Below are 22,775 nucleotides of genomic sequence, written 5' to 3'. Positions count from 1 at the left end.
GGTGGGTGACCCGGACTCCTTCCGCCCGTCCGGGGGTGCGGACCCCGCCCCCCACCCCAGGGTTTGGTTCGGGGCCGCGGCGTGCCCGGGGCGGGAAACGGCGAACAGATGACAGCGAACAGATGACAGCTGACAACTTTCATCAGCTGTTATCTGTTCGCTGTCATCTGTTTTCTGTTTTCTGTCAGTTGTCACCTGGTCGCCGCCATCGGCCCGCCCGGCTCAGGCCGTGCGCCCCAGCGTCGCCAGGTAAGCCCGCCAGCCGCCGTGGTGGGTGATCTCGCGGTGCACCCCGCGCTCGACCTCACCGCGGGCGAGCAGCATCGAGAAGCACGCGGAGCCGTCCTCCAGCTCGATCACACCGAGCTCCAACTCCCTGGGCTCGCCGGGCAGGATGACGTCCCGCAGGCGCTCCAGGCTGATCTCGTACAGCTCGCCCTCGATCGCGGTGCCGACGGACGGGTCGGCCAGCAGCCCCGGGCAGACGTCCGTGCCGCCGCTGTGGTCGATGGAGAAGAAGCGGTAGCCGGTCGCGGTGCGGGCCGGGCCGATCAGGGCGTCGGCGACCTTCTCGTGGAACGGTCCGCCGACCATCGCCTGGCCGTTGAAGAAGATGCGTGCCATCGGTGAACTCCTCAGGAGGGTAAGGCCGTACAACGAAAAAGACCGTTCCGCACGGCGACGAGAGGACAGGTGGATTTCGTCGCCGTACGGAACGGAGCAAAGGGCGGCGGAACTGCTACGGCCCGGCAGGCGGCAGCGGTGGCGCCGGCGGATAGATTGGTGCTCAGCCCAGCAGGGGAAGCGCGGGGAGGGTCAGGAAGTCCGCGAACTCCTCGGCCAGGGCGACCTGTTCGAAGAGCTGGGCGGCCTCGCGCCAGCGGCCGGCCCGGTAGGCCTCGTCGCCGAACTCGGCGCGCAGCTCGGCCAGTTCGGTGGCGACCAGGGTGCGGACCAGCTCGGCGGTGGCCTTCTCGCCGGTGTCGGACAGCACGACCCCGTTGTGGATCCACTGCCAGATCTGCGAGCGCGAGATCTCGGCGGTGGCGGCGTCCTCCATCATGTTGAAGATGCCGACCGCGCCGAGCCCGCGCAGCCAGGCCTCGATGTAGCGAAGGCCGACCTGGACGGCGTTGTGCAGTCCGGCCCGGGTGCAGGTGCCCCCGGCACCGGCGATGTCGAGCAGTTCGGCGGCGGTGACCGGCTCGGCGGGGCCCGGGTTGTCCTTCTGGTTGGGCCGCTCGCCGAGCACCGCGTCGAAGGAGGCCCGGGCGACCGGGACGAGGTCCGGGTGGGCGACCCAGGAGCCGTCGAAGCCGTTGCCGGCCTCGCGGTCCTTGTCCGCCTTGACCTTCTCCAGCGCGGCGGCGTTGACCTCCGGGTCCCTGCGGCTGGGGATGAACGCGGCCATGCCGCCGATCGCGTGGGCGCCACGCTGGTGGCAGGTCTGCACCAGCAGCCGGGTGTAGGCGGCCATGAACGGCGAGGCCATGGTGACGCTGTTGCGGTCCGGGAGGATGTAGTGCTCGCCGGCGTCGCGGAAGTTCTTGACGATCGAGAACAGGTAGTCCCAGCGCCCGGCGTTGAGGCCGGCCGCGTGGTCGCGCAGCTCGTAGAGGATCTCGTCCATCTCGAAGGCCGCGGTGATGGTCTCGATCAGCACGGTGGCCCGGACGGTGCCGTGCGGGATGCCCAACTCGGCCTGGGCGTGGGTGAACACGTCGTTCCAGAGCCGGGCCTCGAGGTGGCTCTCGGTCTTCGGCAGGTAGAAGTAGGGGCCGGAGTTGGGGTCCTCGGCGCCCTTGGCGATCAGTCGGGCCGCGTTGTGGAAGAAGTACAGGCCGAAGTCGACGAACGCGCCGGCCACCGGGACGCCGTCGACCAGCAGGTGGTTCTCGTCCAGGTGCCAGCCGCGCGGGCGGACCACGACGGTGGCGAGTTCGGCGGCGGGCTTGAGGGCGTAGGCCTTGCCGGCCGAGCTGGTGAAGTCGATCCGGCCCTCGAAGGCGTCGATCAGGTTGACCTGGCCGCTGACCACGTTCTCCCAGGTCGGGGAGGTGGCGTCCTCGAAGTCGGCGAGCCAGATCCTCGCCCCGGAGTTGAGCGCGTTGATGACCATCTTGCGGTCGGTGGGGCCGGTGATCTCGACCCGGCGGTCCCGGAGGGCGCGCGGCGCCTCGGCGACCTTCCAGTCGCCGGCCCGGACGTCGGCGGTCTCGGGGAGGAAGTCCAGCATGCCGGCGCGGGCGATCTCCGCCCGTCGGCCCTTCCGCCTGGCCAGGAGCTCCTGTCGGCGGCCCTCGAAGGCACGATGCAGGCCCACCACGAAGGCGACCGCCTCCGGGGTGAGCACCTCCTCGGCCCGATGGACGCGCGGTCCGGCGACAGTGACGACCGGAGCGGCGGGGGAGGCGCCGACGGGCCCCTGAGCTGCAGCCATGAGCAGGACACTCCTAAGACGGTTGAGCCTGGCGAAGGGAGCTCCGGTGGGAACTTCCTCGGGAACTTCCTCGATCGTTACCCGCCTGTCGGCGGGTTCGATTCTGTAAGGTGGAGACTAGTTTCCGCGATACAGAATTTCAACGGTTTGTTGAAGAGGTCGCCGGGACTCTACTCCTCCCCGACAGCGAAGGGAACGCCGGTGGTTGCGACCCCCGACACAGCATCGACGACAGGCGCCGACCGCGCGAGCGGCGGCGTGCAGTCCGTCGAGCGCGCCTTCCAACTCCTGGAGGCGCTGGCCGACTCGGGCGGCGTGGCCACCCTCAGTGAGCTCTCCACCAGCTCCGGCCTCCCGATGCCGACCATCCACCGACTGGTTCGTACCCTCGTCCAGCAGGGCTATGTCCGCCAGGACACCGCCCGCCGCTACACCCTCGGCCCCCGGCTGATCCGGCTCGGCGAGACCGCCGGCCGCCTGCTCGGCAGCTGGGCCCGCCCGTACCTGGCCGAGCTCATGGAGGCCACCGGCGAGACCGCCAACCTGGCGGTGCTGGAGGGCGGCGAGGTGGTGTACGTCGGGCAGGTGCAGTCCCGGCGCTCGATGCGGATGTTCACAGAGGTCGGACGGCGGGTCCAGCCGCACTGCACGGGCGTCGGCAAGGCGCTGCTCGCCCAGCTCCCCGAGGACGAGGCACGCGCGGTCCTGGGCCCCAACCCGCTGCCCGCGCACACCGAGTACACCCTCACCGACCCGCAGGAGCTGATGGACCAGCTCGCCGAGGCGCGCGAGCGCGGGTACGTGGTCGACGACCAGGAGCAGGAGATCGGCGTCCGCTGCATCGCCCTCGCCGTCCCGGGCGCGCCGACGCCCACCGCGCTGTCCGTCTCCGGCCCGGAGGCCCGGATCCGGGCGCTGGAGGAGCAGGCGGGGGCGTCCGCACTGGTGCCGGTGATGCACCAGATCGCGGCCCGACTGGGGCAGGTCCTGGCACCCTGACGATCCGTCAACCCACCTCAGGCGAAGGCTAGATACGACGAGGGCCGGCGCCCGCCGTTCGAGTGGCGGTGGGCGAGTTGCGCCGCTGCCGCGGCCACGGCTCGGACACCCTGGTGCGGACGCGGCCCGCGACGGTGCGGGCCGCCTGAGCACGGGAACAGGGTGAACGGCGTGGAGCAGCACGGTGCGCGGGGCGGCACGGGGCGCAGGAGGTTCGGCCGGGCCGGATTGCTGGCGGCGGTGACGGCGGGCTGCGCGGTGGCCTCACTGGCCGCCGGGCCCTCCTGGGCGGTGCGGCATCCGGTGCCGCGACCGGATCTGGGCGTCGTCGCGCCGGGCGCGCCCGAGGCGTCCATCCTGCCCGCCGTGGCCGCCAGGCCGTCCGACTCCGACCTGGAGGTGGTCCGGCTCGACCCGGATCCCGCGCCGTCCGGCGGCACCACCACCGTCAATGCCCTCATCGCCAACCGGGGCCCGGACACCACCGCCTCGCCCTTCACGGTGGTGGTCACCCTGCCGAAGGGCGTCGCCCCCGAGGGCCCGTACTTCCCCGAGGACTGCGAGGTCGCGGAGCACGGCCGGCAGGTGCGCTGCGTCTTCGGCCCTGGACTGAAGGAGGGGCGCACCAGGACCGCCCTCGTCCCGGTCTACCTCTCCCCCGACCTGCCGCTGGGCACGCTCGGCGGCGGCTCGGTCGAGGTGCACAGCGTGGACGACCGGGACAAGGGGAACAACCGGCAGCCATTCGACATCAGGGTCGTCGAGACGGCCTAAGGCTCACGAACCGGATCGCCCCACCGGTCATCGGCCGCCGGCGAGCGGCTGCCGGACGTCCGATGACCAGTGGGGCGGGCTCGTGGTGACCGGTACACGTGGTTACCGGTGGCCGTGGTTACCGGTAGACGCGGACGTAGTCGGCGGCCATGGTGATCGGGGTGTTCCCCTGCGGCGCCGGGTGGTACTTGCCGGCGCTCACCGAGAGGTTGAGGATCAGGTACGCCGAGAAGTTGGCCCCGACGCCCTTGCCGTCCGAGAACACCTTGACGCCGTTGACGTACCAGTCCACCGAGTTGGCGCCGTAGTAGGTGCCGATGGTCACCCACTGGTCGGTGCCGACGGCGCTCGCGTCGGTGTAGTAGTCGGGGTTGCCGGGGTTGACGTGGTTGGTCAGCTCCAGCAGGTTCGGGTTGTCGGGGTGGTACTCGAAGGAGTCGATCTCCCCGTTGCCGTTCTTCCAGGTCCACAGGGCGGGCCAGGCGCCGGTGCCGGCGGGCAGCTTGACCCGGGTCTCGGCGTAGTCGCCGGTCTTGACCTGGAAGCCCTCGGCCGAGCCCTCGGTGGTCAGGAAGCCGGTGTTCCAGGACTGCTTGCCGTTCTCCAGCGTCGGCCCGCCCGGGGTGGCCGTGAAGGTGGCGACGCCGTTCGCGACGGTGACGTTGTTCTTGTTCAGCCAGTCGAGCTTGTTGTCGTCCGGGTTGTGGTTCCCGTACTTGTAGGAGGTGCTCTTGTCGCCGACCCAGCGCTGGCCCCAGTTGATCGGGCCGTTGAACTCGTCGGACCAGGTCAGCGACTTGCCGGCGATCGGGGAGGACGGCGCGGGGGTCGTCGGGGTGGCCGTGGCGGTGGGGGTCGGCGTCGCGGTCGGGGTCGCAGTCGCGGTCGGAGTTACGGTGGGCTTCGCCGTCGGGGTCGCGGTCGCCGTCGGGGACGCGGTCGCCGTCGGGGTCGCGGTCGCCGTCGGGGACGGGGTCGGGGACGGGGTCGGCGTGGGCGTACCCGTGGCCGAGACCACCAGCTGCTGCGAAGGCAGGTTGTGCCAGGCGCCGCCGAGGTCCTGCCAGAAGCCGAACTGGGTGTACGTCCCGGCGGCCAGGGTGCGGGCGGCGCTGGTGTAGGTGAGTCCGCCGGGGCAGATCTGCACGTTGCTCGCGTTGCCAGGGAAGTCCAGGTTGGTGCCGCGCGCGTCACGGACGCCGACGCCGACGGTCTTGGCGGTGAAGCAGGACGAGGAGTGCAGGGCCAGCGAGGCGGTGCCGGCCCTGCCGGCGATCATGGTGGCGGGGGCGAGCCGGTCCTGGGTGACGGTCGGGCCGGTGGCGGCCTGGGCGCCGGAGACGGACGGCAGGCCGAGCAGGCCGGCGCCGGTGATGGCGAGCGCCCCGGTCGTGGCGAGGGCGGTGTTGCGGCCGCGGTGGGACGGACGGGCGTGGCGGGGCGCGCGACGGCGCCGGGCAGGCTGGTGCATGGGGATCCTCTGCCACGCCTGCGAGGTGAGCTGTCGGATTCGGGCTGCAGTTGCCCGGCCGCCTGTGGAGCGGCTTCACCCCTAGCCACGCCCCGCACGCTGGTGCGTACGGGCCGGGCGCTGACCTTGGTTCCCCCGCTCCCGTCCGCTGTGGTGCTCGGGTACTCGCCGGCGGGTGGACGGGACTCGGCGTCCCGGCGGCGGGGTCCGCGACAGCGGACGACGACTGCAGGCTAGGCAGGCCGTCCGTGGACGGACAACCTGATCAAGCAGGTTGTCGCGCAGCTCACAGTGGTGTCGATCAACGACGCTGCGTGGCGGCCGAGTTGATCACTGGAGCAGACTCCGGCCCACGGTCCCGCCGGGCCCGCCCGGGTCGCCGGTCGCACACGGTGCGCGGCGCGGCGGTGGCGGACCGTGCGTGACCGCCGTGGCGTGGAGCCGCCCGAGTCCGCCCCATCGGATAAATTGGAGCCCTGGGATTTTCCGCGGTGCACAAGAGCACCGGCCGGAGCCGTACGACCCGTCCCCCGTTCCAGAGAAGAGGTTCCGCCCCACCATGACCGCGCCCCTGCCCGCCTTCGCCGGCCGTACCTACGTCTTCCGGGCCGACAACGGCGCGGCCTTCCGCAACTCCTACTCGGCCGACGGCACCCGGCTGCGCTGGGAGGGCCTCGGTGAGTCGGCGGGCCAGTGGGAGGACGTGCGGCTGCACGTCGCCGAGGTCGCGCCGGAGATCTACTTCATCAGCTGGACGGAACAGAGCGGGATCACCGTCAGTCACGTGATGGACCTCAACGCGCTGACCGTACGGGCCTTCTGGACCTTCGAGGGCGAGGGCGGCCGGGTCGGCCAGCTGCACACCGGGACGCTGGAGCGGGTCGCCTGACCGGCGCCGGAATGGACCGAACCCCCGGGAGCCTCCGGGGGTTCGGTGCGTTCCGCGGGCGGCGCCGTCAGACGGTCTGGCCCGGGTGGCCCGGCTGGTTCGGGACCTTGAGGTGCTGGGACAGCCACTCCAGCGAGGACGGCAGCAGGGCGCTCCAGGTCTCGAAGTTGTGGCCGCCGTTCTCGAGCATGCTGTAGGAGACCTTCATCGGGCTCCTCGCGGCGTCGATGAACGCCTCGGTGTCGTGCTTGTAGTTGCCGTCGCCCTTCTTGGTGCCGGCAAGCAGCACGGAGACGTCCGGCTGCGGCAGGTTCTTCAACCGCCACATCAGGTCGGCCTCGTCGCGGCGCTGCCTGCTGCCGCCGAAGAGGTCGCCGGTGGTCGGGTCGTCGGCCGCCTCGTAGTACCCGGACAGGGACACGGCGGTCGGGAAGACGTCCGGGTGGCGCATGGCCAGCTTGAGCGCGCAGTAGCCACCGGTGGAGTTGCCCATGAAGGCCCAGGCCCGGGGGTCGGCCGAGACCCGGTAGCTGGCCTGGATCGCCGACGGGACGTCCTTGGTGAAGTACGTGTCGGACTGGGCGCCGCCCGGGATGTCCTCGCACTCGGTGTCCTGCGGCAGGGCGGGCGAGGGGCGCATCAGGACCATGACGGTCGGCTGCATCCGGCCCTCCTGCAGCAGCTTGAGCGCGGCGCCCGGGTAGTTGAAGCGGGTGATCAGGTTCTCGGCGATTCCTGGGAATCCGGTGCTGACGATCACGGCCGGGAACTGCTTCTGCGCGTACTCGGGCTGGAAGTACTGCGGTGGCAGGTAGACGAAGCCCTCGGTCGACAGCCGGCTCTCCTTGCCGTCGATCCGGACCTTGCGGATCTCGCCGGACTGGCTGGGCTCACGGCCCATCGCGCCGCCGCCCTTGACCGACGCCTGGCCTATGGTCTCGACCAGCAGTCGGCCGGAGGCGTCCGCCTTGTTGTGGATGACGACCGGGCCGGTGCTGCCCGTGCCCATCAGGTCGTCCCAACTGCTGTAGAAGGCGAAGTAGTTGTTCGCCACCAGCCCCAGCGCGGCGAGCACCGCCAGCTGGGTCGCGAGCAGCGCGCCGATCCGGCCGAGCACCGCCTGCCAGCTCTTCCGGGCGAGTCTGGGCCAGAGCCAGACCGTGCCGACCATCACCACGACCGCCATCAGCACGGCCAGTGCCAGCACCTTGTGGCTCGTCAGACCCATGTTCCAGTTGCTCCCACGCCTCGAACTCCCGCCCCTCCGCTCAGGGACATCCGAGGAGGTCACCCCGGTTCCCCCACCGGGGCGCGCGCACCAACCCTAGCGGGAGCTGGGAGGAAGCTGATCGGGGGCTGTGGGCAGGCGGCGAACAGATGACAGAGTTCAACTTTCAGATAACAGATAACAGCGAACGGATAACAGATAACAGATTTCGAAAGTTGTTCTCTGTCATCTGTTCGCCGCCTTCTGTTATCCGTCACCTGTTAGCTGTCACCTGCTCGCCGTCACCTGCTCACCGCCGGGTCGCTACTCCCCCGCCGGCCGGGCCCACAGGCGCAGCCCCGCCGTGAGTTCACGCATGCAGCGGGCGCCGAGGTCCTGCGGGGAGCCGGAGCCGGTGACGGCGGCATCGGAGCCGGCCCACTGCTCCAGGGCCACCCGGATCGCCGCCGTGGCCGCGGCCGCGGCCAGCCGGACCTCCAGCGGATCGGCGCCGTCCGGACAGCGGGCGGCCAGTACGCCCCGCAGCCGCGCCTCCGACCCGGCGTGGACCCGCTGCCAGGTGCCGTCCAGCCGCGGGTCGCGCAGCAGGTCGCGGGTCCAGTGCATCGCCTCGACGGCCGCGTCGTCGGCCGGGGTGAGCGACTCGACGGCCGAGCGCTCCAGCGCCTCGCGCAGCGGGACGTCCGCCGGGCTCTCGGCCAGCAGGTCCACCCAGCGCTGCCCGCCCGCCGCCAGCAGCGGGGCGACGGCGTCCTCCTTGACGGAGAAGTAGCGGTAGAAGGTGCGCAGCGAGATGCCCGCGGCGGCGGCGATCTCCTCAGCGGTGGTCTCCTCGGCGCCCTGCTCGGCGAAGAGCGCGGCGGCGGTGCGGGCGATCTCCAGCCGGGTGGCGTCACGGCGGCGCTGGGTCAGGGTCGGGCGTCCGGTCACAGGGGTCAGCGTACGCAAGCGATCACGGTCCCGACGCATCGCGCCCAGGTGGCACATCGAGACTTCTTGGCACAACGTGCCACATGGGCGTACCGTGTCTCTTGAGGTCGAGAGACCACGAACGAAGGAGTACCACCATGGAGCGCTTCAGCGGACGGAACGTCCTGATCACCGGCGGCGGATCTGGCATCGGCCAGGCGACCGTGCACCGGATCCTCGCCGAGGGCGGGAAGGTCGTCGCCGTCGACGTCAACGAGGACGGCCTGAAGAAGACCCTGGACCGCGCGACCGCCGAGGGCACCGCCGACCGCCTGACGATCCAGGTCCTGGACATCTCGGACGAGGCCGCCGTGGTGGCGGGCGTCGCCGAGGCCGTCGCGGGCCTGGGCGGTCTGGACGTCCTGGTCAACGCGGCCGGCATCCTCCGTTCCTCGCACACCCACGAAACCACCCTGGAGTTCTGGAACAAGCTCCTCGCGGTGAACCTGACCGGCACCTTCCTGATGACCCGCGAGGCGCTCCCCGCGCTGCTCGCCACCGGCAAGGGCGTGGTGGTCAACTTCTCCTCCACCTCCGCGAGCTTCGCCCACCCCTACATGGCCGCGTACGCCGCGACCAAGGGCGGCATCCAGTCCTTCACCCACGCGATCGCCTCGGAGTACTCGAAGCAGGGCCTGCGCGCGGTCTGCGTCGCACCGGGCAGCATCGACAGCGGCATGACCAACAACCCGGGCCTGCCCGCCGACGCCGACTTCACCCTGCTGGCCAAGCTCTCCCCCGCCCTCGGACACGGCTTCGCGGGCCCGGACACGGTGGCCGGCGTGATCGCGATGCTGGCCTCCGACGACGGCGCCTTCGTCACCGGCACCGAGCTCCGGATCGACGGCGGCACCCACATGTGAGCCCCCGGTCCGGTCTCCGGCGGGGTCCGTGCCCTCCCCCATCGGGCACGGGCCCCGTCGGCGTCCTCGTTCTCAGGCGTCCTCGTTCTCAGGCGCCGTCGTTCTCAGGCGGTGGAGGGTCCGGATGGTCAGCACGGCCGGCACCGTACGGGCGGGCGGCGACGGCCGTCAGCCGGCCGCTCTCAGCCGGTCGCCCGGGCTCGGGCGTGCCGGCCGTTCGAGGCCACGCCCCGCCGGGCGGCGCGGTGGGCGGCGAGGGCGTTGCCGACCGCCGCGAGCGCGGCCCCGAGCAGCAGGAACGCCACCGCCAGCAGGAAGCACGCCCCCGCGATCCGGCGGTAGCCGCCGTGTCGGGCGGGGTCGAGGAACGGGTACGGGTACCAGCCCGCGGCGTGGCCGCGGAGCAGCGCGTACGCCACGTAGAGCAGCGGGAACCCGAGCCAGCCGAGCACCGTCCGGGCCCGGACGGTGCGGGTGGGCGGGTCGACCAGCCAGTCGGCGAGCGCGAGCAGCGGCATCACGCGGTGGACCACGTCGTCCACCCACGGGATCACCAGCGGCGCCGGGTACGTCGCCAGCAGCGTGCCGTACGCCAACCCGGTGACCACCAGGTAGAGCAGCACCGCGCCGCGCACCGCGTCCGGCACGGGCCGGCGGCCGGTCAGCCCGGCCCAGCCGCCGTAGCCGAGGACGGCCGCTCCGGCGAGGTTGGCGAGGGTGGTGAAGTAGCTGAGGAAGTTCACCACCCCGGAGCCGTCCGTCGCCGCGTGGTAGCCGGAGAAGCAGAGCGCGACGACGAGGAAGGCCGCGACGGCGAGCCGGGCGGGGGCGAGCCACGAGTGCATCGTCGGAACCGCCTCTCTGGGGCGTGGTCCGGACAGGGGCTCTTCGGATTCAAACCCCGGCGGACGGACTCGGCCACACGAGGGACCGCGTCAGGGGGTCTCTCGGGAGGGTGCCCCGGGGTGCCTCGGTGGGTGCGCCTCAGGGGGTGCGCCACTCCGTGGCGAGGGCGGCCGCCGGGTTGGTGACCAGTAGCAGGTCGCACAGCTCGGGCCCGAAGGTGCGGGCCAGTCGCGGGGCGAGGTCGGTGAGCAGCCGGGTGGGGCCGCCGACCTCACGGGCCCTCCGGGTGGTGGTGTCGGCGCCGAGCAGGAGCCGGTGGGCGTGGCCCGCCTCGACCAGGTCGGCGATCACCTCGAAGGCCTGGAGGTCGGCGGGGTGGCCTATCCGCGAGGGGCTGTCCAGGGCGAGGAACGCCCCCTCGGCGGCGAGGCTGCGGTGCAGCGACCGGTCGGTGAAGCGGGTGAGGTGGCCGAGGAGGATCCGGTCGGGGTCGACGCCGTGCCGCCCGTGCAGCCGGTCCAGGACGCCGTGCGGGTCGCCCTCGGGTTCGAGGTGGACGGCGATCGGGGCGCCGGTGGCGTGGTGCGCCTCGGCCGCGGCGGCCGTCGTCCGGCGGGTGTGCCCGGTCAGCGGGCCCGCGTCGTCGGCGATCTTGATCAGGCCGGCCCGGACGCCCTCGGGGGCGCCGGGGAGCCCGGTGACGAGCTCGGTGACGAAGTGCTCGGCGAGGTCGGCCGACGCGGCGGGGAACCGGTCCTCGGGGTAGTGGACCGCCTGGTGCGCGCCGGTGGCGGCGACCACGTGGACGCCGGTCGCGCGGGACAGCGCGGCGAGGGAGCCCGCGCCGCGCCCCATGCCCTGCGGGGTCCACTGGACGAAGGAGCGGCCGCCGGCCGCGGCGTACTCGCGCAGCACCGCCTCGGCGGCAACCGGGTCGTCCAGCTCCTGACCGGGGAGCAGGGGGCTGCGGATGAAGAGGTGGTCGTGGGAGTCGGTGACGCCCAGCTCGTCGGGGGCGAGGTCGCCCAGGACGGTGCGCACGGTGCGGGTGGCGGTCATGCCGCGCCCTCCGCCGAGGCGTCGGTCACGGAGGCGCCGGTCACGGGAGCGTCGGCTGCGGGAGCGTCGGCCGTCGGGGCATCTGGAGTTGCTTCGGGAGTCGGCACGTCGGATGCCGGGGCTGCGGACGCCGCGAAGGTGGCGGTGGCGACCCGGAGGCCGGCCAGGGCCTTGGGCAGGCCGACGTACGGGGCCAGGTGGACGATCACCTCGGTGATCTCCTCGCGGCTCATCCCGATCCGCAGGCTGTTGCGCACGTGGTCGGCGAGCTGCGGCTCGACCCCGCCGAGGGCGGTGAGCGCGGCCAGGTTGGCGATCTGGCGGTCGCGCAGGGCGAGGCCGGGGCGCTGGTAGGTGCCGCCGAAGAGGCTGGTGACGATCCAGTCGGCGAAGCCGGGGGCGAGCGCGTCCAGGCCGCCGAGGGTGCCTGCGGCGGCCGGACCGGCGAGCTCGGCGAGCAGGGCGTAGCCGGCTTCGCGGTCGAGCGGCGCCGGTGTGAGGTCGGCGGGGGCGATGGCGCTGGGGGCGGTGGGGGCTGTGGGGGCGTTAGCGCTGGGCGCGGTGGTGGCGGTGGTGGGGATCGTGGCGGGCATCGCGGTGAGGGGACCTTTCACCAGTGGCGGCCGGCCGGCAGCCGGTCGAGTTCGGGGCGGGACAGGTGCAGCACCCGGAAGCGGGTGCCGGGCGCGTCGTCCGGGGCGGGGCCGGACCACAGGGCGAGGCTGAGCAGTTCCCAGCGGCTCGGGTCCACGGCGACGGCCGCGGTGTGCAGGGCGGGGTTCGACGGGTGTGCCGGGAGCTCGGCGAGGGCCCGCTCGACGGCCTCGGCCGGGTCGGCGCTCTCCGGGAGCCGGACGACCGTACGCGTGGCGGTGCTCGGGGCCTCCGTCCGGTCGCCTTCGGCCAGGCCCGCGCCGAGCCAGTGGCGGACGACCGGGCGGCCGAAGTCGGCGCTCAGGCCACGGAAGCCCGGGCCCCAGAGGAACCGGTTCATGCCTTCGGCGGTGCGCCAGAGGTAGAACGGCGCGTACTGGTTGACCGGCGAGCCGTCCTGGCCGCGTTCGCGGACCAGGTACGCCTTGAGGCCGAGGCCGGGGTGGGTGTCCAGCAGGTGGCCCTTGTCGGCCACGCGCCGACGGATGACGGACATGTCGTAGTCGGCGGGGAGGGTGATCTCGTACTGCATGGCGTGCACGGTGGGCTCCCTGGGTCGGGGGGCGGGTGTCGGTCGCCGAGTCGCCGTCTCCGGTCAGGCCCGACGGTGGGCGCCCAGCAGGCCGAGGGCGCCGCGGACGGCCTGTTCGAAGGGGGCGGCGCTGTCCGCGGCGCGGGCCAGGACGTAGCCGCCCTGGACGACGGCGACCACGGCCGCGGCGGTGTCCGCCGGGTCGAGGCCGGCGGCGAACTCGCCGTGCGCCTGGCCCTCGGCGACCAGCTCGGCGATCCGGCCGCGCAGCCAGTCGAAGGTCTCCTCGACGGGGGCCCGCAGCTGCGGGTCCGCGACCACGTCAGGATCCTGGGCCATCCGGCCGATCCGGCAGCCGCGCAGCACCTCGCGGTCGCGGTGCAGGTAGGCGGCGATCCGGTCGTACGCGGTGCCCGGGGCGGCGAGGTCGGCCTCGGCGATGCCCCGCAGCTGCTCGGCGCTGCGGCGCAGGGCGGCGGCGGCCAGGTCGGGCTTGCCGTCGAAGTGGTGGTACATGCTGCCCTGGCCGACTCCGGAGCGCTGCTGGATGGCCTTCGGACTGGTGCCGACGTAGCCGCGCTCCCAGAGGAGGGCCTGGGTGCTCTCGATGAGGCGGTCCTGGGTGGTCATGACTCCACTGTACATACCAGTAGGTACAGAGGGAAGGGGTTTCTCCGGCACGGGGAGTGGGACCAGGGGTGGGCGCGGTGCCGCCAGGGGCGGGGCCGGCTTCGGGCGCCTTTCGGGCGCCTTTGGGCGCCTTCGGGCGTCTCCGGCGGAGTTCGGACGTCTCCGGCGGAGGAGGAGGGAAAGACCGAGGGCCGTGCGCCGCCCCCCGGCGGCCACGGCCCCTCGACCGTTCGTCATCCCCCGCGCCGGCCACCGCCATTCGGCCCGACCCGGTGGCGCGCGTCACGTTACGCACGGTGTCGGGCGTCACGCCGCGTAGGGAGTGCGCGGCGCCCTGCGCGGGCGGGCGCTCAGGGCAGTTCGCGCCGGATCACCGGTGCCACCTCGGCCGCGAACAACTCCAGTTGCTCCCGTTGCACCTCCTCGGTGAGCGCATCGACCCCGATCCCGACCACCTCGTTGCCGAAGGCCTCGTGGTAGCGGTGGATCTTCTCGACCACCTGTTGCGGGCTGCCGACCAAGGCCGAACCCTCCTCCAGCGCGTCCTCCAGTGAACGGAACGGCGAGTTGTTGTGCTTGCCCGCGGCCGAGTTGACCATGGCCTCCCAGTACGGCCGGTAGCCCTCCACCGCGTCCTGCGAACGCTTGGCGACGTACAGTCCGCCGAAGCCCGCGCCCACCCGGGCCTCCTTCGGATCGCGGCCGTAGTGCTCCCAGCGCTCGCGGTAGTCCTCCACCAGGGCCCGGTACTTGGCCAGCGGATGGAAGGAGTTGGCGGAGAACAGCGGATCCCCGTAGCGGGCGGCGAGGTCGGTCGAACGGGTACTGGTCGCACTGCCGTGCCAGACCGGGATCGGATCCTGGAGCGGGCGCGGCGACACCGTGGCCTCCGTGAGCGGCGGACGGGTCGAGCCCCGCCACGTCACCTTCTCCTCCCGCCAGAGCCGGTGCAGCAGACCGTAGTTCTCGGCGAGCGCCTCCCACTGACGCTCCTCGGGGAGGCCGAACAGTCCGAAGTGGCGCGGGTCGTTGCCCTTGCCGATGATCAACTCGATCCGACCCCCGGAGAGTTGGTCGAGCATCGCGTAGTCCTCGGCGACCCGGACCGGGTCCAGGATGCTGAGCACCGTCACCGTGGTGAACAGCCGGATGGTGCTGGTGCGGGCGGCGATCGCACTCAGCAGCACGGGAGGCGCCGGGGAGAGGAACGGCTCGCCGTGCCGCTCCCCCACCCCGTAGCCGTCGTAGCCGAGTTGCTCGGCGAGGACGGCCTGGTCGACCACGTTCCACAGCTTCTGCTGCGGGGTGCGGTGGATGCCGGTGACGGGATCGGGGGCATTGGCGACGAGGGACGAGACGGTGAACCGCACGGCGATCTCCTAGGGGCGCTCGGTGGTCGGACGACGGAACGGCGCTGGGCCGTCCGGGGCGCTGCGGGTGCGGGACGCGCGGGGTGAGGAGCCCGCAGTGGGGATCCCGTGACGGGGAGTCCGCGACAGGGTGGGCGTGGCACCGGCGGAGGCGCGGTACGGCGGCGCTGCGCTCGGACGGGCAGCACCGGAGGTGGACCGGGGCGGGCCTGGCGGCCCGCGGGCGGCGTCAGCGCACGGTGCTGAGGCGGTGACGGCGACAACAGCGGGGCACGACGGTCACGGTGGCCTCGGCCGCTACGGTCCGGACTGCCATCACGCTCCCCCTCCGCCTCGTCCGCGCGCGGCCGCACCCGGCCCCGCGCCGTCCCACCTGGTCCTCCGCGAGGATAAGCAGCGGAGGGAGGCGGGGCAAGACACTCCCAGGGGCTTGATCGGGCGGGGCCGACTGGCAAGATGTCCGGCATGAGCTACCTCGCCGCGGATGACCGCTATGCCTCGATGACCTACCGGAAGGCCGGCCGCAGCGGAGTTCAGCTGCCCGCCGTCTCACTGGGGCTCTGGCACAACTTCGGTGACGCCCAGCCGCTGGAGGTGCAGCGGGCGGTGCTGCGCCGGGCCTTCGACCGGGGCGTCACCCACTTCGACCTGGCGAACAACTACGGGCCGCCGTACGGCAGTGCGGAGCGCAACTTCGGCTACCTGTTCGCGCAGGACTTCCGGCCGTACCGCGACGAGCTGTTCATCGCCACCAAGGCGGGCTGGGACATGTGGCCCGGCCCGTACGGGAACGGCGGCAGCCGCAAGTACCTGCTGGCCAGCCTGGACCAGTCGCTGGGCCGGATGGGGCTGGACTACGTCGACGTCTTCTACTCGCACCGCTACGACCCGGACACCCCGATCGAGGAGACGATGGGGGCGCTGGACAGCGCGGTGCGCTCGGGCAAGGCCCTGTACGCGGCGATCTCCAACTACCCGGCGGAGCAGCACCGGGAGGCCGTGGCGATCCTGCGTGAGCTCGGGACGCCGGTGCTGCTGAACCAGTCGGCGTACTCGATCCTCAACCGGAACGTGGAGGAGGGCGGTGTGCTGGAGGCGGTGGGCGACACCCGGACCAGCCTGATCGCCTATTCGCCGCTCGCCCAGGGACTGCTGACGGACCGGTACCTCTCGGGCCGGGTCCCGGCCGGCTCGCGCATGTCGGTGGGGAAGTTCCTGACCGAGGAGGTGCTGACCGAGTCGAAGCTGGACCAGCTGCGGGCACTGAACAAGGTCGCCGAGGAGCGCGGACAGACGCTGGCCCAGCTCGCCCTGTGCTGGGTGCTGCGGGACCCCCGGGTGGTGTCGGTGATCATCGGTGCGAGCAGCGTGGACCAGCTGGACCAGAACCTCGACGCACTGGCCGGCGGGCCGCTGACGGAGGAGCAGCTGGCCGAGATCGACCAACTGAGCGCGTGACGGGAACGGGGTTGGGGTGACGGGGCACAGCGACGGGTGACGGGTGACGGGTGACGGGTGACGGGTGACGGGTGACGGTGACGGGTGACGGATAACAGCTGACAGATTTCGAAATCTGTCAGCTGTTATCTGTTCGTCGACATCTGTCATCCGCCACCCGTCGGCTGTCACCTGTCGACTGTCAGCGGCGGATGCCCAAGGCCGGAAGAACCGTTTCCGCTACCCGGTGGGCCTCCTCCAGCAGCGGGTTCCCGGAGAGGATGAAGGTGTCGACGCCCAGCGCCTCGAACTCCTTCAACCGCTCGACCACCTGGGCCGTCGAGCCGACCACCGCCGTCCCCGGACCGGGCCGGAACAGGCTCATGCCCGGCCAGAGATTGGGGTAGGCCTCCAGCTCCCGGGCACGCGCCGGGACCCTTCCGCCGTGCTGGCGGAACTGGCGCTGCCACCCGACGCCGTCCTCCCCCTCGGCGGATCCCAGCTGCCGGGCATACGTCGCCTCGCTCGTCACGTCCAGCAACCGGTCGGCGGCGGCCCAGGCCTCCTCCTCGGTGTCCCGGACGATCAGGTGCAGCCGCAGCCCGATCCGCAGGCTCCGTCCGTGCGCGGCGGCGCGTTCGCGGACCAGGTCGAGCTTCTCCTTGAGCAGGTGCGGCGGCTCACCCCAGGTCAGGTAGACGTCCACGTGCTGGGCGGCCATCTCGATGCCGGCCGGCGAGCTGCCGCCGAACCAGAGCGGGATGCCACCGGGCTGCTTCGGGGTGAGCTCGCGCAGGCTCGCACCCGCGTTCTTCAACCGGTAGAACTCGCCCTCGTGGTCGAAGACTTCGCCGGCAGTGAGGCGCTTGACGATCGACCAGTACTCGGCACTGAGGCGGTAGCGGTCGTCGTGCTCGACGTCCAGGCCGTACTCGCGCAGCTGCGCGGTGGAGCCGTTGACCACGTTGAAGCGCAGCCGCCCGCCGTGCAGGTGGTCGAAACTGAGCGCCATCTTGGCGAGCAGGGTGGGCGAGACCAGTCCGGGGTGGACCGCCAGCAGCGGCTTGAAGGCCGGCCCGGTGGCCGCGGCGAGCGCGCTGCCGAGCGTCCAGACGTCGTACAGGTCGGTGGCGAGCAGCGCGCCGGTGTAGCCCAATCGCTCGACACTGCCGGCGAGTTGCTGCAGGTACCGCAGGTCGACCGGGCGTCGGCCGGACGGCTCCCAGGGGTAGTGCCCTTCGCGCGGGATGATGTACCAGAGGACTTCGGAGGCCACGGCTCAGCGGTCCTTCCCGAGTGCGGCGGCCACCGGGGCCTCCAGAGCGGACAGTTGGGCGTCGGCGACGGTCAGCGCGCGGTCGATGAAGCCGACCCGGTGGAAGATGTCCGCCGCCTCCTGCTGCTCGGCCACGAACGCGTCGGTGGCCGGCTCCAGTTGCCAGGGCAGTGCGACGAGCGCGGCACGCCAGTCGGCGGCCGTTCCGCCCAGCTCCCGGGCCGCGATCGCGGCCGCCTCGGCCGGATGGGCGGCCACCCAGGCGTCCGCCCGGCGCAGCGCGGTCGTGATCGCGGCGACCACCTCGGGCCGGTCGGTGGCGAAGTCCCGGCGGGTGAAGAAGACCGAGCGGTCGGTGATGACGTCCCCGGTGCGGACCAGCGCGCGGAACTCGCCACTGCGACGGGCCGCGGCGAGCTCGGCGCCCTGGGCGATCCAGCCCGCGATCTCGCCCTCACGCAGCCTCCGGGCCTGGTCCTCCCCCGCCACCGGCCGCGCCGGTATAACGTCCCCACCGTACGAAAGCCCGTGCGCGTCCAGGGCCTTGGCAAGCAGGTGGGTCTGCCAGGAGCCGACGCCCAGTACGACGGTGCCGCCCTTGAGGTCGGCGACCGTACGGACCGGTCCACCGTCCAGGACGAGCAGTGCGCCGTGGTCGGGGCGGGGCGCGGAGACCACCGCGTACACCAGGTCGTGGCCGGCCGCCTGGGCGGTGATCGGCGGGGTCGAGCCGGTGCCGCCGAAGTCGATGGTGCCGTCGGCGAGCAGCTCGCCGGTACGAGTCCCGTCGGTGTAGTGGTGGAACGCGCCGCTCTCCCCGAGCGGGGCCAACTCCTCGTCCAGGTAGGGCAACCGGGCGAGGTAGTAGAGCGTGGGATTGCTGGCGTGGACGCCGAGGGTGACGGTCATCTGGTCAACTCCGGTGGTGCGTAAGGGCTCGTGCGGGAGACGTGCGGTGGTGTTGCGGGAAGGGTTGAGCGGTCGAGCGGTGGAGTGGTCGAGCGGTGGAGCGGTGGAGTGGTGGAGCGGTGGCGGCGTGGCGGAGCGCCGGTTCAGTGGACGCCGAGGTCGGCGAGCAGTCGGCGGCGCAGGTCGGCGAAGGCGGGGTCGGCCGGGTCCCGGGGGCGTTCGACACCGACGGTCTCGTCCCGGACCAGCAGACCGTCACGCAGTACGGCGACGCGGTCGGCGAGCCGGACGGCCTCGTCCACGTCATGGGTGACCAGCAGCACGGCGGGGCGGTGGCGGCGGACGAGGTCGCCGACCAGGTCCTGCATCCGCAGCCTGGTCAGGGCGTCCAGTGCCGCGAACGGTTCATCCAGGAGCAGGAGTTGCGGTTCGCGCACGAGCGCCCTGGCCAGTGCGACGCGCTGTGCCTCGCCGCCCGAGAGGGTGGCCGGCCAGTCCTCGGCGTGCCGCTCCAGGCCCACCTCGGCGAGTGCCTTCAATCCGGTCTCCCGGGTCGCCGCGCCGCGCGGCAGACCGACCGTGACATTGGCCAACACCCGCTTGGAGGGGACGAGTCGGGGCTCTTGGAATACCACCGTGCGGACCGGCGGCACCAGCACGGTGCCCCCGTCGGCCTGGTCCAGCGCGCCGAGGATCCGCAGCAGGGTGGTCTTCCCGGTACCGCTGGCGCCGAGCAGGGCGACGAACTCACCCCGGGCGATGGACAGGTCGACGCCGTCGAGTACGGCCCTGGTGCCGAACACCCGGCGCAGGCCGCGCAGATGGACGGCGGAGGCCGTGTCTTCGGTCGTCGCGACGACAGTCACGGCGGCGGCTTCCGTGGCGCTCGCGGCGGTGCTCACGGCGGTGCTCACGGTCGATGCCGGGGCGGAGGCCGAGTCGGTGGGGGCGGTCATCGGGCGGCTCCTCGGACGGCGCGGCGCCACGGCATCAGCAGCCGTTCCAGGATCCGGACGATGCCGTCGGCGGCGAGGCCGAGCAGACCGTAGATCAGGATGCAGACGGCGAGCACGTCGGTGCGCGAGTAGTTCTGGGCCTGGGCCATCAAGTAGCCGATGCCCTCGGTGGAGTTGATCTCCTCGGCGGCGATCAGGGCGATCACGCTGAGCGTCATGGAGAGCCGCAGGCCGGACAGCAGGGAGGGTAGCGCCCCGGGCAGCACGACCGTCCGTACGATCGCCCAGCGGCCCAGGCCGAAGCTGCGCATCGCCTCCACCAGCTTGCGGTCGGTGTTGCGGACCCCGCCCGAGGCGGAGACGTACATCGGGAAGCTGGTGGCCACCCCGATCAGGGCGATCTTCGCGGTCTCGGTGATGCCGAACCACACCATGAAGAGCGGGACGAGCGCCAGGAACGGTACGGTGCGCAGGACTTGGATCGCGGAGTCGAGCAGTTCCTCGCCGAGGCGGGTGAATCCGGTCACCACACCGAGCACCAGTCCCGTGGTGGAACCGAGCAGCAGTCCGAGTCCGGCCCGGGTGAGCGACACGGTGAGGGCGTCGATCAGCTGACCGTTGCCCCACAACTCGCCGACCGCTTCGGCGACCTGGGCCGGTGAGGCGAGCACGTCCTGGGTGAGCGCGCCGGTGGCGGAGGCGAGCGCCCAGCCGCCGAGCAGCGCCAGCGGACCGAGCGTACGCAGCAGCACGGCGAGGGCGCGCGGGCGGGGCCGTCGGAGCTGGGCACGCGGCGTGACCAGGCCTGCGGCCCGGGCGGCCCGGGTGCCCTCGGAATCCTGTTCCCTTGCGAGCACGGTCACTTGGTACCACCGCCGAAGGTGTCGATGTCGATCAGGTACGGCTTGACGTCGACCAGTTGCTTGGTCACCTTCTGGTCGGCGAAGAACTGGGCGACGGTGCCGAAGCGGGCGGTGTCGGCCACCGAGATGGCATCGGCCGGGGTGGCCTGCCGGCTGACGTTCACCGCGACGTCCTTCTCGGCCGGGGTGACGGCGGTCGGGCCGGAATCGGTGAAGACGTTGAGGTAGGCGGCCGGATCGGCCTTCTCCTTGGCGCCGTTGTCGCGCAGGTAGGCGTAGAAGGTCTTGACCACGTCAGGGTGCTTGTCGGCGAAGCCGTTGCGCACCGCCCAGACCGCGTAGTTGTCGGACCCGATCGCCTTGCCGTCGACCAGGAAGTGCGCGCCGGCGTTGGCGATGGTGGGCGTGGAGAAGGTGTTCCAGGTGGCCCAGGCGTCCACCTGGCCGGAGTTGAAGACTCCCGAGGTCTGGTCGGCGCGCAGGTAGACCCGCTGGACCTGGTCGGCCGGGACGCCGTTCTTCTCCAGCGCCTTGAGCAGGAGGTACTCGCTGGTGCCGCCCTGGGAGACGGCGACCTTCTTGCCGACGAGATCCTGCACGGTCTTGATGGGCGAGTCGTTCTTGACCAGGATGCCCTCGCCGACGCCGTCGGGGGCGGTCTGGGCGAACAGCTTGAAGCCGGGCTTCTGGGCGAGCGCGGCGACGGCCGAGGTGATCGACCCCTGGGCGACGTCGAGCTGGTCGGCGGACAGGGCCTGCGCGGCGGGGGCGAAGGGGCCCGCACTGCCGGTCCAGGCCACCTTGGCGTGGACGGCCGCCAGGGCCCGGTCCAGCGAGCCGTCCTTCTTGCCACGGGCGAGGAACCCGTTGTTCCCGGGGTCGGGCAGGCGGAGCACGGCGTCGGCCTTGCCGCCGGCCCCGCCTGCGGCGGTGGCGCTGCCCCCGTCGGCGGACGAGCCGCAGGCGGCCAGGACGGCGGTGGCGAGCAGCGCGGTGGCGGCGAGGGCGAGGCGGGCGGTGTTCACGGGGTCTCCAAAACGGGTGACAGATGACAACTGACAACTTTCGAAAGTTGTTCGCTGAACTCTGTTATCTGAAATCTGTTCGCTGAAAGTTGTTCGCCGAACTCCGCCGAACTCCGCCGAGCGGCCTCGGACGGCAACGGGCGGCGTCGGGCAGCACCAACCGACGCCACCGACCGGCAAGGCTGACTGGCGCAGTCGACTGACACTGCCGGCTGGCCGGACGAACGAGCGGACGGTCAGCCGGACACGCTCGCCACTTGCCCACCGCCCGCAGCCCGCCGACCGCGCAGCAGGTCGCGCGCGGCGCGGAGCGGCTCCGGGTCGGCCCAGGCACGGATGTCGACCGGTGAGGCGAGGAAGCCCTGCCCGGCGAGGAAACGTTCCTGCTGGGCCAGCAGCCCCAGCCGCTCCTCCGAGAGGTCCAGGTGCAGCGTGCGATGACTGCCCGCCGCATAGGCGCCCTCGACGCCCTCCGCACCCGCGCCGGTCTCGGCCTGGAGGATCCTGGCCACCTCCACCGGACGCTCGGCGGCCCAGTCGGCGGCCTCCAGCAGGACCGCCAGGAAGCGGGCGACCAGCTCCGGGTGCTCGTCCAGCAGCCGCTGGTGGACGGTGACCGGCCGGGGCGTGCCGTTGTTGACCCGGGCCCGGCGGTCCGGAGCCGCGTCCAGCTCCACCGCCACCTCCGCGCCGATCCGGCGGGCCGCCTCGACGGCCAGCGCCCCCTTCACGTACACGGCGTCCACCAGGCCGTCTCGCAATGCGGACAGCTCGGCGGACCACTGTCCGCCGCCCGGGACGGCCGGCACGTCGACCAGCTCGGCGTCCTCCAGTCCGAGACCCGCGAGCGCCAGGGCGCCCCGGAAGCCGGCCAGGGCCATGGCACGCCAGAAGTCGATGCCGATCCCATGATGTGGAACCGCCAGCCTCAGCCCGCGCAGCTGCCCGGGCTCACTGATGCCGCTCCCCGCCCGAACCAGGACGACCTGTCGCTCCTCGATCCAGGTCAACCCGATCAGCCTGGTCGCCTCACCGCGCGAACGGGCCCACAGCGCGGGGACGTTGCCGCCCTCGCGGAAGAGCCCGGTGAGCGCGTGGGTGTAGTGGTGGTCGGCGGCCACCTCCGGCGGGGCGTCCTGGAGCGAGCGGACGGCGATCCCGTCCGCGGCGAACTCCCGTGCCAGCCAGCCCTGGTCGGCGGCGATACCGGTCGCGGTGGGCACCGGGCAGCGGGTGAACCAGAGGGTTTCGGGAACGGCGGAGGAGCTCGGCGAACTACTGGGCACGGGGCGTGGTCCTCTTCGGGGATCCGACGGCGGTCGGAGGCATCGGAGTTCGGGTGCGCCGCCGCCGCACGGCACGGCGCGCGGCGGCGAGCGGGAAGCAGAGCGCAGAGCGCGCACCGCACGGCGTACGAAGGCGCAGGAACAGGAGCAGGAGCAGCGGAACGAGGAGCGTCAGCGACAACAGGGACAGGAGGGAACACACCGGTGGGACGTCACGGCGCTTCTCCTTCCGGTTCCTGCGCACGGGGATCCACACGTCGCGGCACACGGGTGCATCCAGCGCGGGCGAGGTGGGGCGG

Annotated in this window: 22 protein-coding genes and 1 riboswitch; of the genes, 5 read left to right on the top strand and 17 right to left on the bottom strand. The window is 72.2% G+C overall.

Annotated elements, in window-relative coordinates; all coding sequences use genetic code 11:
• Nucleotides 1-222 precede the first annotated feature (222 nt).
• Together ACFV8H_RS25850 and aceB are read right to left on the bottom strand one after the other, a co-directional pair.
• The gene (locus ACFV8H_RS25850; protein ID WP_380404192.1) at nt 223-624 is read right to left on the bottom strand and encodes a gamma-glutamylcyclotransferase; all 402 of its coding nucleotides are present in this window, start codon (nt 622-624) and stop codon (nt 223-225) included.
• 163 nt (nt 625-787) lie between these two features.
• Entirely contained in the window at nt 788-2,440 is a 1,653-nt protein-coding gene (gene aceB / locus ACFV8H_RS25845) for a malate synthase A (RefSeq protein WP_380404189.1), read from the bottom strand.
• A gap of 201 nt (nt 2,441-2,641) precedes the next feature.
• Between aceB and ACFV8H_RS25840 the strand changes: the two genes are divergently transcribed.
• Nucleotides 2,642-3,439 (top strand): IclR family transcriptional regulator, encoded by a 798-nt coding sequence (locus ACFV8H_RS25840; protein WP_375891442.1) that lies wholly within the window; start codon nt 2,642-2,644, stop codon nt 3,437-3,439.
• 171 nt (nt 3,440-3,610) lie between these two features.
• Entirely contained in the window at nt 3,611-4,213 is a 603-nt protein-coding gene (locus tag ACFV8H_RS25835) for a hypothetical protein (RefSeq protein WP_380404186.1), read from the top strand.
• Nucleotides 4,214-4,331: 118 nt separating this feature from the next.
• Here the strand turns inward: ACFV8H_RS25835 and ACFV8H_RS25830 are convergent, their stop codons facing one another.
• Nucleotides 4,332-5,684: a hypothetical protein gene (locus ACFV8H_RS25830; protein ID WP_380404183.1), complete on the bottom strand. Its 1,353-nt coding sequence runs from the start codon at nt 5,682-5,684 to the stop codon at nt 4,332-4,334.
• Between the two features lie 2 nt (nt 5,685-5,686).
• Nucleotides 5,687-5,808: riboswitch (cyclic di-AMP (ydaO/yuaA leader) on the bottom strand.
• A 435-nt stretch (nt 5,809-6,243) separates the two neighbouring features.
• Here ACFV8H_RS25830 and ACFV8H_RS25825 point away from each other — a divergent pair.
• Nucleotides 6,244-6,573, top strand: a complete 330-nt coding sequence (locus ACFV8H_RS25825; protein WP_375891436.1) for a MoaF N-terminal domain-containing protein — start codon at nt 6,244-6,246, stop codon at nt 6,571-6,573.
• A gap of 67 nt (nt 6,574-6,640) precedes the next feature.
• Here ACFV8H_RS25825 and ACFV8H_RS25820 read toward each other — a convergent pair whose 3' ends face one another.
• Together ACFV8H_RS25820 and ACFV8H_RS25815 are read right to left on the bottom strand one after the other, a co-directional pair.
• Nucleotides 6,641-7,801, bottom strand: coding sequence for an alpha/beta hydrolase (locus tag ACFV8H_RS25820; protein ID WP_380404180.1), 1,161 nt, complete (start codon nt 7,799-7,801; stop codon nt 6,641-6,643).
• Between the two features lie 303 nt (nt 7,802-8,104).
• Nucleotides 8,105-8,731 carry a TetR/AcrR family transcriptional regulator gene (locus ACFV8H_RS25815; RefSeq protein WP_380404177.1) on the bottom strand — a complete coding sequence of 209 codons (627 nt, stop codon included), beginning with the start codon at nt 8,729-8,731 and terminating at the stop codon, nt 8,105-8,107.
• Between the two features lie 137 nt (nt 8,732-8,868).
• On the opposite strand from ACFV8H_RS25815, the gene ACFV8H_RS25810 reads away from it, so the two are divergent.
• Complete coding sequence (locus ACFV8H_RS25810) at nt 8,869-9,633, top strand: SDR family NAD(P)-dependent oxidoreductase (protein WP_380404174.1); 765 nt, start codon at nt 8,869-8,871, stop codon at nt 9,631-9,633.
• Nucleotides 9,634-9,815: 182 nt separating this feature from the next.
• Here ACFV8H_RS25810 and ACFV8H_RS25805 read toward each other — a convergent pair whose 3' ends face one another.
• The 6 genes from ACFV8H_RS25805 to ACFV8H_RS25780 form a co-directional block, all read right to left on the bottom strand.
• Nucleotides 9,816-10,478, bottom strand: coding sequence for a Pr6Pr family membrane protein (locus ACFV8H_RS25805; RefSeq protein WP_380404171.1), 663 nt, complete (start codon nt 10,476-10,478; stop codon nt 9,816-9,818).
• 139 nt (nt 10,479-10,617) lie between these two features.
• Nucleotides 10,618-11,538 carry a phosphotriesterase gene (locus ACFV8H_RS25800; RefSeq protein WP_380404168.1) on the bottom strand — a complete coding sequence of 307 codons (921 nt, stop codon included), beginning with the start codon at nt 11,536-11,538 and terminating at the stop codon, nt 10,618-10,620.
• The gene (locus ACFV8H_RS25795) at nt 11,535-12,131 is read right to left on the bottom strand and encodes a carboxymuconolactone decarboxylase family protein (RefSeq protein WP_380404165.1); all 597 of its coding nucleotides are present in this window, start codon (nt 12,129-12,131) and stop codon (nt 11,535-11,537) included. Before ACFV8H_RS25795 ends, ACFV8H_RS25800 begins: the two co-directional genes overlap by 4 nt.
• Before the next feature lie 17 nt (nt 12,132-12,148).
• Nucleotides 12,149-12,733, bottom strand: a complete 585-nt coding sequence (locus ACFV8H_RS25790) for a DUF4865 family protein (RefSeq protein WP_380404162.1) — start codon at nt 12,731-12,733, stop codon at nt 12,149-12,151.
• A gap of 54 nt (nt 12,734-12,787) precedes the next feature.
• Entirely contained in the window at nt 12,788-13,354 is a 567-nt protein-coding gene (locus ACFV8H_RS25785; protein WP_380404159.1) for a TetR/AcrR family transcriptional regulator, read from the bottom strand.
• Between the two features lie 350 nt (nt 13,355-13,704).
• The gene (locus ACFV8H_RS25780; RefSeq protein ID WP_380404156.1) at nt 13,705-14,724 is read right to left on the bottom strand and encodes an LLM class flavin-dependent oxidoreductase; all 1,020 of its coding nucleotides are present in this window, start codon (nt 14,722-14,724) and stop codon (nt 13,705-13,707) included.
• A 465-nt stretch (nt 14,725-15,189) separates the two neighbouring features.
• Between ACFV8H_RS25780 and ACFV8H_RS25775 the strand changes: the two genes are divergently transcribed.
• A complete protein-coding gene (locus ACFV8H_RS25775; protein ID WP_380404153.1) occupies nt 15,190-16,182 on the top strand; it encodes an aldo/keto reductase in 993 nt (330 codons plus the stop codon).
• Between the two features lie 181 nt (nt 16,183-16,363).
• Here the strand turns inward: ACFV8H_RS25775 and ACFV8H_RS25770 are convergent, their stop codons facing one another.
• The 6 genes from ACFV8H_RS25770 to ACFV8H_RS25745 all read right to left on the bottom strand — a co-directional run bounded on the left by ACFV8H_RS25770 (nt 16,364) and on the right by ACFV8H_RS25745 (nt 22,476).
• Complete coding sequence (locus ACFV8H_RS25770; RefSeq protein ID WP_380404150.1) at nt 16,364-17,437, bottom strand: LLM class flavin-dependent oxidoreductase; 1,074 nt, start codon at nt 17,435-17,437, stop codon at nt 16,364-16,366.
• A 3-nt stretch (nt 17,438-17,440) separates the two neighbouring features.
• The gene (locus tag ACFV8H_RS25765) at nt 17,441-18,346 is read right to left on the bottom strand and encodes an ABC transporter substrate-binding protein (protein WP_380404147.1); all 906 of its coding nucleotides are present in this window, start codon (nt 18,344-18,346) and stop codon (nt 17,441-17,443) included.
• Nucleotides 18,347-18,489: 143 nt separating this feature from the next.
• Nucleotides 18,490-19,302, bottom strand: coding sequence for an ABC transporter ATP-binding protein (locus ACFV8H_RS25760; RefSeq protein WP_380404144.1), 813 nt, complete (start codon nt 19,300-19,302; stop codon nt 18,490-18,492).
• Nucleotides 19,299-20,159, bottom strand: a complete 861-nt coding sequence (locus ACFV8H_RS25755; protein ID WP_380404141.1) for an ABC transporter permease — start codon at nt 20,157-20,159, stop codon at nt 19,299-19,301. The genes ACFV8H_RS25760 and ACFV8H_RS25755 overlap by 4 nt, the downstream gene beginning before the upstream one ends.
• 2 nt (nt 20,160-20,161) lie before the next feature.
• Complete coding sequence (locus tag ACFV8H_RS25750; RefSeq protein ID WP_380404140.1) at nt 20,162-21,190, bottom strand: ABC transporter substrate-binding protein; 1,029 nt, start codon at nt 21,188-21,190, stop codon at nt 20,162-20,164.
• 236 nt (nt 21,191-21,426) lie between these two features.
• Entirely contained in the window at nt 21,427-22,476 is a 1,050-nt protein-coding gene (locus ACFV8H_RS25745; protein WP_380404138.1) for an ABC transporter substrate-binding protein, read from the bottom strand.
• Nucleotides 22,477-22,775: the final 299 nt, after the last annotated feature.

Origin of the sequence: Kitasatospora sp. NPDC059827 (assembly GCF_042731675.1) — a bacterium.
In the GTDB taxonomy this organism is placed as follows: domain Bacteria; phylum Actinomycetota; class Actinomycetes; order Streptomycetales; family Streptomycetaceae; genus Kitasatospora.
The sequence above is the reverse complement of the archived record's forward strand: the minus strand, read 5'-3'. Positions and strand labels throughout refer to the sequence as shown.

What these genes read in the sequence shown, in the direction of transcription:
- ACFV8H_RS25850 (WP_380404192.1), bottom strand. Translation starts at nt 624, where the DNA reads ATGGCACGCATCTTCTTCAACGGCCAGGCGATGGTCGGCGGACCGTTC.
- aceB (WP_380404189.1), bottom strand. Translation starts at nt 2,440, where the DNA reads ATGGCTGCAGCTCAGGGGCCCGTCGGCGCCTCCCCCGCCGCTCCGGTC.
- ACFV8H_RS25830 (WP_380404183.1), bottom strand. Translation starts at nt 5,684, where the DNA reads ATGCACCAGCCTGCCCGGCGCCGTCGCGCGCCCCGCCACGCCCGTCCG.
- ACFV8H_RS25825 (WP_375891436.1), top strand. Translation starts at nt 6,244, where the DNA reads ATGACCGCGCCCCTGCCCGCCTTCGCCGGCCGTACCTACGTCTTCCGG.
- ACFV8H_RS25820 (WP_380404180.1), bottom strand. Translation starts at nt 7,801, where the DNA reads ATGGGTCTGACGAGCCACAAGGTGCTGGCACTGGCCGTGCTGATGGCG.
- ACFV8H_RS25810 (WP_380404174.1), top strand. Translation starts at nt 8,869, where the DNA reads ATGGAGCGCTTCAGCGGACGGAACGTCCTGATCACCGGCGGCGGATCT.
- ACFV8H_RS25805 (WP_380404171.1), bottom strand. Translation starts at nt 10,478, where the DNA reads ATGCACTCGTGGCTCGCCCCCGCCCGGCTCGCCGTCGCGGCCTTCCTC.
- ACFV8H_RS25800 (WP_380404168.1), bottom strand. Translation starts at nt 11,538, where the DNA reads ATGACCGCCACCCGCACCGTGCGCACCGTCCTGGGCGACCTCGCCCCC.
- ACFV8H_RS25795 (WP_380404165.1), bottom strand. Translation starts at nt 12,131, where the DNA reads ATGCCCGCCACGATCCCCACCACCGCCACCACCGCGCCCAGCGCTAAC.
- ACFV8H_RS25785 (WP_380404159.1), bottom strand. Translation starts at nt 13,354, where the DNA reads ATGACCACCCAGGACCGCCTCATCGAGAGCACCCAGGCCCTCCTCTGG.
- ACFV8H_RS25775 (WP_380404153.1), top strand. Translation starts at nt 15,190, where the DNA reads ATGAGCTACCTCGCCGCGGATGACCGCTATGCCTCGATGACCTACCGG.
- ACFV8H_RS25765 (WP_380404147.1), bottom strand. Translation starts at nt 18,346, where the DNA reads ATGACCGTCACCCTCGGCGTCCACGCCAGCAATCCCACGCTCTACTAC.
- ACFV8H_RS25760 (WP_380404144.1), bottom strand. Translation starts at nt 19,302, where the DNA reads ATGACCGCCCCCACCGACTCGGCCTCCGCCCCGGCATCGACCGTGAGC.